This is a genomic window from Caulobacter sp. AVps18, from assembly GCF_058681425.1.
This window is the reverse complement of the sequence record NZ_CM178737.1, coordinates 613,099-626,159: the sequence shown is the minus strand read 5'-3', so window position 1 is coordinate 626,159 and position 13,061 is coordinate 613,099. Positions and strand designations below refer to the sequence as shown.

Genomic DNA, 13,061 nt, shown 5'->3' with positions numbered 1-13,061 from the left:
GGATTAGGCTGATTGCGTGTCGCTTTGATGAAACCGGGCCCTTCAGACCGCCCCTCGCCTCACCCGGCAAGCCGCCCCTTCAGGGTTCCCCAAGGGTCAGCCGCAAAAGCGCGCAGGGTGCCCGGTGATCGGGCATGTCGGCTGGCCGACACACCCTGCGAGCGCCCGCCGGGCCTGCTCGCGGGGCGAACTGCTGTTGCGACGCAACATGGGGCGCACTAGATCAGAGTCATGGACGCCGCCCGCCTCGCCAAAGACACGCCCAAATCCCTGAAGACCCGGGCGCGGATTCTCGACTGCGCCATGCAGCTGATCGCGCAGATCGGTTATCACGCTGCCGCCAATCCGGTGATCGCCGACGCGGCGGGCCTGACCCGCGGTGCCATGCTCTATCACTTCCCGACGCGTGAGGCCCTGGTCGAGGCCGCCGTGGCCCATGTCCAGGCCGAGCGCTCGGCCCTGTTCCGCGCCGCCGCCGACACCCTGCCGCCCGGGGCCGACGTGACCGAGCACGCCATCGACAGCTATTTTGAGCTGTTGCAGAGCATCCCCTTCCTGGCCTTTGCCGAGCTGGAGGCCGCCGGCCGCACCGACCCGGCCATCCAGGCCCTGCTGGCCCCGGCCCAGGCCGAGTTCGACCGCGCCCAGGCCGGCGACCATTTCCTGAAGATCCTCCACGCCGGCGCCGGCCCCCGCTTCCAGGCCAGCCGCGACCTGGCCCGCTTCATGCTGGAAGGCCTGGCCCGCTCGACCCTGACCTACGACGCCGACGGCCGCCGCGACCGCCTGCTGGCCGTGATCAAGCGCGCCACGCACATGCTCAACCGCAAGGGCGATGTGCAGGACCTCTGGCCGGATTGAAATATTGGAATTGTGCTGCAACCCACCATAGCGGCGCATAGCTCTAGAAATGCAGACCGCAACCGCCGACAACAGTCACGGTCCGCACCTCGAACCGATCAAGGGGTATTGTCGACTAGGGCGGGTGATCTGATGGAATCAGATCGCCCGCTCTAGTCTTTCGTTTTCACGCGCGTTTCATTTCGAAAACCGGTCCCCACTTTTCGGAACGCGCTTTAGAACTTCACGGCTAGCGAAACGCCGTAGTTGCGGCCCGGTTGGGTGTAGGCGTCCTTGACCGGCGAGTTGTCGGCCAGCCCTCGCGCGTCGCTCCACCAGGCATAGGTCTCGTCGGTCAGGTTGAAGATCCCGCCGCGTACGGTGACCGCCTCGGTGAGGTTCCAATAGGCGGTGACGTCGTAGACGGTGAACGCCGCCGGCATCCAGCAATAGTCCGACGCGGTGACGGTCGTGCCGGTCGTCGAGCATTTGACACCCGCGCGCCCGGCGGACTTGCGATCAGAGTGAACGGCGCTGAGTTGACCGCCAAACCGGCCGTTGGGATCGCGATAGGCCAGACCCGCCGTCAGCTTGACCGGATCGATTGACGTCAGCGGCGTCTGGACGCCGGCGCTCTCCGAATGGCCACGGGCGTAGGAGGCTGCGCCCCGCGCGGTGAAGCCCCTGCCCAGGGTGACGGCGACCGTGGCCTCGGCGCCGGCGATCTCGGCGCGCGACAGGTTCACATACTGGTAGACGGCTGGATTGGTCGGGGTGAAGGCACCGCGCACCTGAACCTGCTCGATGAAGTCGTCGTACTGGCCCGTGAAGCCGGTGGCGCTGATCCGCCAGGTCGGGCCGTGCAACCGGATCCCGGCCTCGAAGGTCTGGCTGGTCTCGGGCTTCAGGTCGGGGTTGGAGATCGACATGTAGTTGGAGGCCAGGTTGGCGAAGCCGTTATTGACCTGCGAGGGCGCCGGGGCCTTGAAGCCTGCGGCGGCGTTGGCGAACAGGGTGACCAGGTCGGTCGCCTTCCACACCACGCCCAGCTTGGGCGTCAGATGGGAATCACTCTGGCTCGCCGGGACATTGGCGGTGAAGAGGGCGTCGCGCTTGGGTTCCAGCTTGAAATAGTCGAGGCGGACGGCCGGATACAGGGTCACCGGGCCGACGGCGATTTCATCCTGCAGATAGGCACCGGCCAGGGTGTAGTCGGTGGTTGGAAAGGCGCGGGCAGGGAAGACCTCGCCGGCCGGCGGGACCGTGCCGTCGCGTAGCCCCTCCTGGCGGGTGATCGAGGCGTCGCCGCCCCAGACCAGCTTATGGACAAGGCCGCCCAGGGTGGCCTGGCTGTTGAGCTCCAGGGCCGCACCGAATACGCGATTGTCGAAGGTGGCGTTGCGGGTGCGATCGACGGCGGTGTTGCGGTCCTCGGCCGAGACCTGCCGTGTCTCGCTGTCCTGGTAGTAGAGGGTGGTCGTCGCTGAACGGATCAATCCCTCCCCGCCGCTGAAGCGGTGATCAAGGGTAAGGCGATCGCGGCTCATCTTGTCGAAGGCGGTCAGGCCCACGACGCTGGTCGAGGCCAGGGGCGGCTTGGCGATGGCGCTGAGCACAGTCCACTCTGTCCCGCTGTCGAGGTGGTCGTAGGTCAGGCGGACGCGGTTCTGGTCGTTCCAGTGAAACACCGCTCGCGCGAGCACGGCGTTGGAGTGGTTGTCCTCAGGATTGGCGGTGGTGCGATCGGTATTGGCGGAAGTGTTGGTTCCGGCTGTCTCCTGGCCCTCGCCGTCGCGACGGGTATAGGCCAGCAGGCCTTCCCAGCGGCCTTGCCGACCGGCGGCCAGCAGGCTGCCGGTGGTGCTTTCGTCGGCCGAGGCATAGGCGGTGCGGGCCCTCAGGCTGAAGGCCTGCCCGCCCTTCAGCAGGTCAGACGGATCCTTGGTGAAGAAGCTGACCGAACCGGCCAGGCCATCACTGCCATAGAGGGCCGAAGCCGGGCCGCGCACGACCTCGACCGACTTCAGCAGGTCGAGGTCGACATAGTCGCCGCGCCCCATGTTCTGAGCCCCGAAGGCATAGCCGTCAGGCACACGCACGCCGTCGACCATCAGCAGCACCCGATTGCCTTCCAGGCCTCGAATGTTGAAGCCTGCATTGCCGTCGCGGCCGGTCGAGGATCCAGCGGCGGTGAAGCGGGCCGGAGCGCGACGCACCGAGACGCCAGGCTCGAAGCGGATCAGATCCTTGATGTCCTTGACCAGCCCGTCCTCGATCTCGTCGCTGGAGATGACGCTGGCCGTCACCGGCGCGTCGCCCAGCGCCTTCTCCGAGCGGGTGGCGGTGACCGTGACCTTGTCGATCTCGGTGGCGTCGGTCGTGACCTCGGTGGCGAAGGCTGCGCTTGCGGAGAGCACGGCGGTTGCCGAAGCGGCAGCGAAACAGGCGAGTTTGGAACGAGACATCGAGACCCCGGGGCCGGCAGAATATGCGAACCATTCGCATCTTTCGCCGCCGAGCTAGGGATATTGGCGAGCTTGGTCAAGCTTATTTGAGATTGATTCGCAGAATCATTATCAATAGAGAGGCGGGGTCGCTTTTACCCCGATCCGGAGACCGCCATGCGCCGCTCGATCCTTTCAACCGCCTTGTTTGCAGGGCTGGCTCTTGCGAGCGTGGCCCAGGCCCATTCGCCCTATTTGCTGCCCAGCGCCTTCGACGTCAGCGACCGCAGGCTGGTGACGGTGCAGGGCGCCTTCACCGAGAGCTTCTTCAGCCCCGAGGTGGTGATGAAGTCTGACGCCTGGGCCGTGATCGGACCCGACGGCGTCCGTAAACCCCTGACCGCGACCAATCTGCGCGAGCTGGCCCTGGTTGAGGTTTCGACCGAGCAGGCCGGCACCTATCGCGTCACCAGCGGCCAGCGCGTGGGTCGCACCGCCAAGGCGGTCCTGGTCAAGGGCGAGTGGGAGTTTCTGGAGGATCCAAGCAAGGCTCCGGCCGGAACGACCGTTGTCGACATGCAGAGCCTGACCCTGGCCGACGTCTATGTCACCCGGGGCGCGCCCAGCGCCGCTGCCCTGTCCCCGATCGGCAGGGGCCTTGAGTTCGTGGCCGTCACCCATCCCAGCAGCGTGTTCACCGGCCAGGACGCCAGGTTCGTGGTGCTGTTCGACGGCAAGCCGGTGAAGGGTCAGGCCGTCACCCTGCACGCCGGCGACGACCGCTACGCCGAGACCAAGACCCCGCCGGCCACCGTGGTCAGCGACGACCAGGGCCGCTTCGCGATCAAGGTCGAGCGCTCGGGCATCTACCAGATCCAGGCTCGCTACCGCGTCGCGCCAAGCTCCGCCGATCCGGTCGGCCACTCCTACACCTACGCCCTCACCTTCGAATCCCTGCGCTAAGGACCTGCCCGATGAAGACCAAGATCACCCTCCTCGCCGCCGCCATGTTCTGCATCGCCGCGCCCGCCTTCGCCGCCTCGCACGCCCGCGACACCTTCATCAAGGAGCAGGATCTCAACGGCGACGGCTCGGTCAGCAAGGAAGAGTTCAAGACCGGCCGCGCGAAGCAGTTCGCCGGTATCGACACCGACACGTCCGGCGCCCTGTCGCATGACGAATATGTCGGCGAGTTCACCGCCCGGCTGACCCAGCGCCTGGCCGCCTCGACCCAGACGGCCGAGAAAAAGGAAGAGGAGCGCGTCCGTCAGTTGCGCCAGGCCGAGGTTCGATTCGGTGTGCTCGACACCGACAAGAGCGGCGGGATCACCTTGGCCGAGTTCGAATATTCGGGCTGGCGGATGTTCGTGACCCACGACAGCAACAAGGACGGCGCGGTCTCGGCCGCAGACCCCGTGACCGAAGAGCAGACCTGACGTTCGGTCCCGATCATCTGGTGAGGCGCGGAGGGCAGGGACCCTCTCGCCTCCTGGGCGCTAAAGTTCGCACCGTGCGATGGGTGCTGACGATCAATCCCTCATCAAGTCTGACAAGAGCAGGCTGACTTTCCGTTCTCGGCTCGCCAAGTTCGTTTTGGGATTTTAGGATAGGCCGTCGCCTCCAAGGGGTTTTGAACTTGTCCAAGCGTTCTATTCGTTACGCCGTCGCCGGCGTTGTCGCGGCGGCGCTCGCCGTGTCGCTGACCACCGTCGCCCAGGCTGACGCCATCAAGCAGACCAAGGCACCCTTCGACGACAAGTTTCGCCAGCTGGAAGGCGAGGACTGGCCCACCCCGACCGACTACCGCAACGCCTCAGGCGCGCCGGGCTATCGCTACTGGCAACAGAAGGTCGACTATGACGTCGCGGTTCGCCTGGACGAAGACTCCAAGCTGCTGACCGGCAAGGCGACCATCAGCTATCGCAACAACTCGCCCGACAGCCTGCCCTATCTGTGGCTGCTGCTGGACCAGGACTACAAGCGCGACTCGATCAGCAAGCTGACCGAAACCGTCTCGGGCGACAGCATCAGCCTGGGCCAGGTGCGCCGCATCCAGCGCTTCAAGGAATGGGAGGGCGGCTTCACCATCAAGTCGGTGAAGGACGCCCAGGGCCGTGCGCTGAAGTTCAAGGTCGTCGACACGCTGCTGCGCGTCGATCTGCCGGCCGCCGTGCGCGCCAATGGCGGCGAGACCAGTTTCACGATCGAATGGTCCCTGCCGATGGCCGAGAACAAGGTCGTCGGCGGCCGCAGCGGCTATGAGTGCTTCACCGGCAAGGGCGAGGACGGCAACTGCATCTATGAGGGTGCCCAGTGGTTCCCCCGTCTGGCCGTCTATTCCGACTATGAAGGCTGGCACAACAAGGCCTTCCTCGGGGCCGGCGAATTCACGCTGGAGTTCGGCGACTATCGGGTCGCCCTGACCGTGCCGTCCGACCACGTGGTCTCGTCCACCGGCGTGCTGCAGAACCCCGCCGCCGTCCTGAGCGCCGCCCAGCGCGAGCGTCTGGCCAGGGCCCGCACCGCCAGCGAGCCGGTCTATGTGGTGACGCCCGAAGAGGCCCTGGCCGCCGAAAAGGCTAAGGCCACCACCGAAAAGACCTGGATCTTCCAGGCCAGCAATGTGCGCGATTTTGGCTGGGCCAGCTCGCGCAAGTTCGTTTGGGACGCCCTGGGCGTGAAGCAGGACGACCCCCGGGCCGAGCATCCGGTCGTCATGGCGATGTCGTTCTTCCCCAAGGAAGCCCGCCCGCTGTGGGACGCCTATTCGACCAAGTCGATCGCCCACACGCTGAAGGTCTATTCGGACTTCACCTTCGCCTATCCCTATCCGGTGGCCCAGTCGGTCAACGGCCCGGTCGGCGGGATGGAATATCCGATGATCAGCTTCAACGGCCCGCGGCCGGTGAAGGACAAGAAGACCGGCGCCCTGACCTATACCGAGCGCGCCAAGTACGGCCTGATCGGCGTGGTCATCCACGAGGTCGGCCACAACTATTTCCCGATGATCGTCAATTCCGACGAGCGCCAGTGGACCTGGATGGACGAGGGCCTCAACAGCTTCCTCGAATTCCAGGCCGAGATGCAGTGGGACGAAAAGTTCCCCTCGCGTCGCGGCGAGCCCAAGGACATCGTCGAGTACATGGTCAGCCAGGACCAGGTGCCGCTGATGACCCAGTCCGACTCGGTGATCCAGTTTGGCCCCAACGGCTATTCCAAGCCGGCCACCGCCCTGGTGATCCTGCGCGAGACGATCATGGGCCGCGAGCTGTTCGACCAGGCCTTCAAGGAATATTCCAACCGCTGGCGCTTCAAGCACCCCACGCCCTACGACTTCTTCCGCACCATGGAGGAGTCATCGGGCGTCGATCTGGACTGGTTCTGGCGCGGCTGGTTCTACTCGACCGACCATGTCGACATCGCGCTGGACAAGGTGGTCAAGGCACGGATCGACAGCGGTGATCCCGATGTTGAAGCCGCCGTCCGCAAGGCCGCCAACGACGTCGAACCGGAATCCCGCACCGCCGCCAACAACAGTGGCACCACGGTCATCGAGCGCGACCCCAAGGTTCGCGACTTCTACAACGCCAATGACGAGTTCGCGGTCTTCGACAGCGCGCGCAAGAAGGCCAAGACCGCCCGCGAGGACCTGACGCCCGAAGAGCAGGCGGCCCAGGACCTGAAGGACAACCTCTATCGCTTCACCTTCCGCAACATCGGCGGGCTGGTGATGCCGGTGATCGTCAAGATGGACTTCACCGACGGCTCCAGCGAGACGGTGCGCATCCCGGCCGAGATCTGGCGCAAGAACTCAAAGCAGGTCACCTGGCAGTATGTCTCGACCAAGGACCTGAAGGGCGCCCAGATCGACCCCCTGTGGGAAACCGCCGACGCTGATCGCGGCAACAACATCTATGAGGGCACCATCACGCCCACGACCCTGAAGATCCAGAAGCCGACGGAAGCGACCAACCGCATGAAGGACGCCAATCTCAAGGTCGAGCCGGGCGGCCTGGGAACCTTGCCGTCCGAAGAGCCCAAGAAGGACGAGGGCGCCAAATGATCACGCGGGCCGCCGTCATCATCGCGGCGCTGGGCCTCATGCTGGCCCCGCTGCCGGCCGCCGCGCATCGCGGCCATGCCGTGCTCAGCGTCGTGGAGATCGACGCCCAAACCGGCGGGGTCAGGGTCAGCCATCGGATCGCGACCCACGACGTCGAACCGGCCCTGGTCCAGATCGCCCCCGACGCCCAGGCCAGCCTCGACGACCCCGACGCCGTCGAAGCCCTGAAGGCCTACATGCAGCAGACCTTCTCGCTGAAGCTCAACGACGTCCCCGTCGATCTGACCCTGCGAGACCTGACGCTGGGCGAGCACGAGGTGCGCTTCGCCTATGTCGGCCAGGCGCCGCAGGCAGACACCCGCGCCGCCATTGAGGTGCGGGCGGCGATGTTCGCCGATATCCATCGCGACGAGGTCAACCAGGTCAATATTCGCCGCCTGGGCGTCACCCGAACCCTGGTGTTCAGCGGCGCCGACGCCGGCACCCCCCAGACCCTGGCCCCCATCGCGCCTTAGGGCCGGGTCGGACTCGACGATCAGCTCCGCGCTCCCCGCGAAAGCGGGGATCCAGGCCGGGTGTCGCGTGTAGGCTCTGCTGGCTCAGCTTGGGCCCCGCTTCCAGATCAGCCGCGACTTGGCCCGCTTCACCCTGACCGACGCGCAGACGGCGACCTCGAGCGCCTGCTGGCCGTGATCAGGCGCGCGACGCACATGCTGAACCGGAAGGGCGATGTGCAGGATCTTTGGGCGGATTGGAGGGGGGCTGGGGGGATTGGCCGGCCGCTCAATTTTTTTTGCCACCGCGCCAACAAAAATGGGTAATGCTGACTAGCCGAGTGTCCTTGCAAGGGCTTGTGGAGGGGGCCATTTGTGAGCCAATGAACCACAGAATTCAGGTATGCTTCCTCTGCGTCGTTAGGGGAGATCGGACATGATGAGCGTGAGACGATTCGCTGAGGCGCTGTCCGTGGAGATGGGCGCAAAGCTTGAAAATCAAACTCTCGTGCGCGGATCCCACAACGTGGTTATCCCTACGATTGGCATGATCGTGCCTAAGTGGCTTTTGATTGTCCCTCGCGCATGCACACTGAATTATGCGCAGCAGGACGCCGACGCGCGCCAAGAAGTCAAAGCGATCGTTGATGAACTGTCGGCTGACTTCGCTAGCGCCGACTGTGAGACGGTCGTATTAGAACATGGTCCGTCCGTTGCGGATTCTGCCGTGGGATGCGGCGTGGACCACGCCCACCTTCATGTCCTCTTTCTGCAAAGTAACTTTGCAGAAACTTTGTGGCGAAGGATTGAGGCAGATCTGGAGGCGACCGATATCTCCGTGCCGTTAGATTCTCTTCATATGGAAGTAGATTGTGCGCGACCTTACTATTTGGCGTGGCGCAATGGACAGCGTCTTCTCGAACAACCGGCGAAGGCTGAGATTTCCCAGCGGTTTCGTAAGCTAATCGCGACCGCAGCTGGCGTCGCCGACCAATGGGATTATCGGGCCCATCGATTTGACGACAATGTTCGGCGAACGGTCGCCATGTCGAAGCGTCGGCTTGGGTTGGCGGCTTGAGTGAGGACGATCAGAAAGGTGCCTTGCCGCCGGTCCTTCGGCCGGATGGTCGCGAACCATGGGACTGGGAAACTAAGTACGGGGAAATCTCCAGCCAAATCTGGCAAGAGGCTAAGATTCTAGGTGTCTACCTCGCCATATTTGGCTTCCTGACCCTGCTCGTATTTGCCTTGGTTAGCGACCCAGTATACCCGGCCGGAGCCTCGCCCCAGACGGCAATCCTCTACTTGCGACGACATGATCTATTGGTCTTTTTCGTCGGATCCGTTGGAGCCGTAACGTTCGCGATCAAATGGCTAGTGCACTCGGTCGCGAAGGGCCTTTGGCATCAAGATCGTTTCCTTTGGAGGGTCTTCGTTCCGCTTACCGGCGGCATCTACGCGCTTACCGTGCTGGGCTTGATGCAGACAGGCCTAATGGGCGGGCAGAAGGCTGGCGACGCGGTCGTGGAGGCCCTGACTCGTGATCTAGTTCTCGCATTCCTTGCTGGCTACTTCGCCGATGGAGTCAGCGGCCTGCTGTCGAACATTGCCAACGCCATATTCGGGCAGGTGGAAAAGAAGTAGTATGGCCGAGTTCGGGGCGTCAGACCTTATCTTTTGTCCCACTGACCATGCGATCTTATCGACACGTATCGAGCAGTACGCGCCTCGGCTTGGCACCAAGGGCGCATTTCTAGCCGGTCTGCCGCCGGCGTGGACTCCTGAATACATCATCCTGACAGTCGAGTGGGTCGAGCAGCTTGCGAATGGCGATGATCCGGCGCTGGAATTGCCGGAGTCCCTTGTCGGCCGCCCCCTAATACTACGCTCAAGCATTGTCGGCGAAACGATCTGGGAGAGGGGTACCTATCTGTCCGTCCCTTTCGAAGGGGCTCTTCGTTCCGAGGAGATCGCCGCCACAGTCTTGCGAATTCGTGCGGATGCCCTGCACAAGCGCGCGGGAGTGAAGGTGGCGGTGATCGTTCAGCGGTTCCTGACGCAATGTGAAAAGGGCACGTTGGGCAATCTCAACAGCCTATCCAAAACGAGGGAGCAGTGGTCCCGATTCTCGGAGATTGCCGGGCGACGAACAGCTCCTGAACGCTTCAATTCTCAGAGGGACGCGCCGGCAGACACCCGTGTCCAGTTGCGTATTCTGCCTGGATTGCACATTGACCGGACTTTCGGATCGGCGGTTCGGTGGCTGATTGACCATCTTGGCGTTGCGCTGGGTCGAGACAGGATGTTGCTCGAATGGGCTACGGCCGAGGGCAAGGTCTTCCTGCTGCAATGCGACCTCGATCAGGATAACGCGGTCGGCGTAAATCCTATGGACCAGCTCATCACCTCACGCTTGTCCCCCCAAAAGGGCGTCGCGACCTACTTCAGGGCTCCGGACAGGCGCGACATCGATGCCTGGGACAAACTGAAAGTCATTGATGAACTATCGACTGAGTTCGCCCCGCTACCTCAGGCGCTCTACGTGTTTACATACGAGGACGCGGCTACAGCACTCGCTAACGTAACGGCGACCGCTGCGCTTTCCGGCGAGTACGCCGCCCTGTTCGGCGACATGGGAATTATCCGGGTGAGTAGGCGGACAGGGGCGACATCGACTACCAATTTGCCCTGCAACAGCAAGTGCATGGCATCGGAAGCTGCCCTCGCCTGGATAAGAGAGGCATTGGCCGAAGTGGCGGACAAGCCAGAAGAGCTGTCTCAGAGGGCGTTCATTCTCCACAAGTTCATCGGTGCTCGGTCCGGTGCGTGGGCGCTTTATGACCCTGAGTCGCCCTATATTCAAGTTCATGCCAACTGGGGGCTTCCGGACTCATTACAATACTATCCGTACGACGCGTGGGATGTACATACTATAACGGAAGAGGTGAATGCCTATCCAAGCTACAAGTCTCATTTCCTCTGGCCTCAAGCCGACGGTCAATGGGCGTTCAAAGAAATCCGGAATTCGATTGCTCGGCACCAATGCTTGAGATCACATGAAGTAATTGATATCGCGCGTCGTACAAATGCCATCGGAATTAAGCTAGCGCGGCGCGTGGCCGTAATGTGGTTCGCCGGTGTTGAGTCCGAAAGCGGTGTTCCATTCTCGCTTCCGTGGTACCGAACATTCGAATACTCTGAACCTGATCTCGATACTGCACTCGAAAAGGACCACGTCATCATTGACGTGAGGGAACCGAAGGATCTGGAAGAGGTTCGCCGCGCTTTCGTCCAACACGCTCCCGGTCTGCAGGTGGGTATGGATATACAGCCGAGCGAGCACCTGATCCGGGAACCCAGCTTTCTCGAAAAGATTATTGAGATGGCTCAGGCGGTCGACGCGTCGGTGATCTATTCGGGATCACCGTTGTCGCACCCATTTTTCCAGTTGAAGGGGCGGGTGCGCGTCTACCTTCGCGTCCAACGTAAGTCTTTCCGTACCCGAAGCCGCATCAAATACCATAAGCTTGTGCGCGATCGGATTCCCGAACGGGTCAGCGCCAAGCATGAGCGTGTAGTATACGCCAATCTCGGTAGCCGAGAAATTCTCCAGTTACTGACTGGAAAGCTCATTGAAGAAGCGCAGGAACTGATCTCTGCTGAAGGTTCCGAGGCTACGGCCGAAGAACTAGCTGACGTATATGAGGTCTTGCGTGGAATGATGCACCAAGCTGGCGTCGAAGAGCAGCGTGTCGTCGAGATCGCGAACATAAAGCGCGAGCGTGTTGGGGGATTCGATAAGGGTATTTTCTTGCTCGAAACCAGTCTCCCCAAGCCTGGCGAGTCCGTGGTGGACGTTCGTGACGTTAGTTTCGACGATCTAGTGCGAGAGGAGTATGCGAAGGAGCGCGTGCGGATCCCGTTTGCGCTCCTTGGTAGGCTCAATATCGCCGGAGATCGCGTTTTCAAGATTCCCGGCACCGATAAAGCAGTTCGCTTTAGTGGCGGACGCGACGGTTTCGAGATTTCGCTGGAACAGCAGGAACACCAGCTTGAGATCGTTTTCGACGACGAGGACGATCAAGAAGAATAGTGGGCGATTTGGCAGATCCTGTTGGCTGCCATCGCCCCCCAATCCCCGTCCCCTCTCGGGCACAGCCACCCCGCCGTCCCAGCAAATTCAACGCCCTAACTCCCGCCCTCAGCGTCACGATCGAAAATCGACGCACACCCCCCAAAACCGCCCCCATACTGCTCCTCGCTCCATCACGGGGGAGGGCGTCGGCCGGCGACCGGATGCGTGGTGGGGGCGGTTGAGCGGGGAGCGTCCCGCCGGCTGTCGGTTCAGGCCCCCGGGGCCTGGTTGCGAGGCGAGGTCTGTCCCTCCAGGGAAGGCGAGCGCCTTGTGCCGGGGAAGGGAACAGCCTGGGTCGGCAGGCCACGGGGCGCCCCAGGCGCGGGCTGAAATCGCTCGCGCGGTCCGGGAGGGTCGCTGCCCTTCCGCCCGCCCTCTCTCCGCTTTTTGGGGCCTCTGATCGGAAGCGGGTTAAAACCCCGCGCCCCGAAGGCTTTCGTCCACCAGCCGCGCGGAGCGCTCCGGCTCAGGCCGAAACGGTACTCCTAAAACACACCTCCGGGCCTGGCCCGGACGCTCCGCCGCCTCCCCGATCCTCGCAGCCTTTGGCGCGAGGGGGCGAACGCATGCCTGTTCAGGACGTCTGGATCGGCAGGGCCGTCGTGAACTTGATCTGCTCCATCGCAAAGCTGGACGACACGTCGGTGAGCGGGGCGGTGGCGATCAGGCGTTTGTAGAAGCGGTCATAGGCGGCGATGTCGCGGACCACGACTTTCAGCAGGTAATCGACCTCGCCGCTCATGCGGTAGAACTCGACCACCTCGGGCAGGGCGCGGGCCCCGGCGGCGAAGGTGTTGAGCCAGGCCTCGTCATGGCGGCCGGTCTTGACCGCCACGAAGACGGTCAGCGACAGGTCCAGGGCGTCGCGGTCCAGCAGGGCGACGCGGGCGGTGATGACGCCGCTGTCCTGCAGCCGCTTGACCCGCTTCCAGCAGGGCGTCTGGCTCAGACCGACCCGCTCGGCCAGTTCGGCGATGGCCACGGTCGCATCCTCCTGCAGGATCGCCAGAAGCCTGCGGTCGATATGATCGAGATCAATCATCTTCGCTTTTGCCCGTTTCGAGAATGAGGTTCTCCATAATCGG

General features: G+C 63.1%; 10 protein-coding genes and 1 pseudogene. 9 read left to right on the top strand and 2 right to left on the bottom strand.

Features of this window, described 5'->3' with window-relative positions; all coding sequences use genetic code 11:
• Positions 1 to 231: 231 nt before the first annotated feature.
• Entirely contained in the window at positions 232 to 861 is a 630-nt protein-coding gene (locus ACW179_RS02870) for a TetR/AcrR family transcriptional regulator (protein WP_492062774.1), read from the top strand.
• A gap of 215 nt (positions 862 to 1,076) precedes the next feature.
• Here the strand turns inward: ACW179_RS02870 and ACW179_RS02865 are convergent, their stop codons facing one another.
• Positions 1,077 to 3,305, bottom strand: coding sequence for a TonB-dependent hemoglobin/transferrin/lactoferrin family receptor (locus ACW179_RS02865; protein WP_492062772.1), 2,229 nt, complete (start codon positions 3,303 to 3,305; stop codon positions 1,077 to 1,079).
• Between the two features lie 156 nt (positions 3,306 to 3,461).
• On the opposite strand from ACW179_RS02865, the gene ACW179_RS02860 reads away from it, so the two are divergent.
• From ACW179_RS02860 to ACW179_RS02825, 8 genes and pseudogenes are all read left to right on the top strand, one after another.
• Positions 3,462 to 4,247, top strand: coding sequence for a DUF4198 domain-containing protein (locus ACW179_RS02860; protein ID WP_492062770.1), 786 nt, complete (start codon positions 3,462 to 3,464; stop codon positions 4,245 to 4,247).
• Positions 4,248 to 4,258: 11 nt separating this feature from the next.
• Positions 4,259 to 4,720, top strand: coding sequence for an EF-hand domain-containing protein (locus ACW179_RS02855; RefSeq protein ID WP_492062768.1), 462 nt, complete (start codon positions 4,259 to 4,261; stop codon positions 4,718 to 4,720).
• A gap of 194 nt (positions 4,721 to 4,914) precedes the next feature.
• The gene (locus tag ACW179_RS02850) at positions 4,915 to 7,347 is read left to right on the top strand and encodes a M1 family metallopeptidase (protein WP_492062766.1); all 2,433 of its coding nucleotides are present in this window, start codon (positions 4,915 to 4,917) and stop codon (positions 7,345 to 7,347) included.
• Positions 7,344 to 7,862, top strand: coding sequence for a DUF6702 family protein (locus ACW179_RS02845; protein WP_492062764.1), 519 nt, complete (start codon positions 7,344 to 7,346; stop codon positions 7,860 to 7,862). Before ACW179_RS02850 ends, ACW179_RS02845 begins: the two co-directional genes overlap by 4 nt.
• Positions 7,863 to 7,938: 76 nt before the next feature.
• Positions 7,939 to 8,099, top strand: a pseudogene (locus ACW179_RS02840) (TetR/AcrR family transcriptional regulator); the annotation flags it as partial.
• Between the two features lie 178 nt (positions 8,100 to 8,277).
• Positions 8,278 to 8,919, top strand: a complete 642-nt coding sequence (locus ACW179_RS02835; RefSeq protein WP_492062762.1) for a hypothetical protein — start codon at positions 8,278 to 8,280, stop codon at positions 8,917 to 8,919.
• Positions 8,916 to 9,485, top strand: coding sequence for a hypothetical protein (locus ACW179_RS02830; RefSeq protein WP_492062760.1), 570 nt, complete (start codon positions 8,916 to 8,918; stop codon positions 9,483 to 9,485). Before ACW179_RS02835 ends, ACW179_RS02830 begins: the two co-directional genes overlap by 4 nt.
• A gap of 1 nt (position 9,486) precedes the next feature.
• Positions 9,487 to 11,934 (top strand): hypothetical protein, encoded by a 2,448-nt coding sequence (locus ACW179_RS02825; RefSeq protein WP_492062758.1) that lies wholly within the window; start codon positions 9,487 to 9,489, stop codon positions 11,932 to 11,934.
• A gap of 616 nt (positions 11,935 to 12,550) precedes the next feature.
• On the opposite strand, the gene ACW179_RS02820 is transcribed toward ACW179_RS02825, so the two are convergent.
• The gene (locus ACW179_RS02820) at positions 12,551 to 13,018 is read right to left on the bottom strand and encodes an Lrp/AsnC family transcriptional regulator (protein WP_492062756.1); all 468 of its coding nucleotides are present in this window, start codon (positions 13,016 to 13,018) and stop codon (positions 12,551 to 12,553) included.
• Positions 13,019 to 13,061 lie beyond the last annotated feature (43 nt).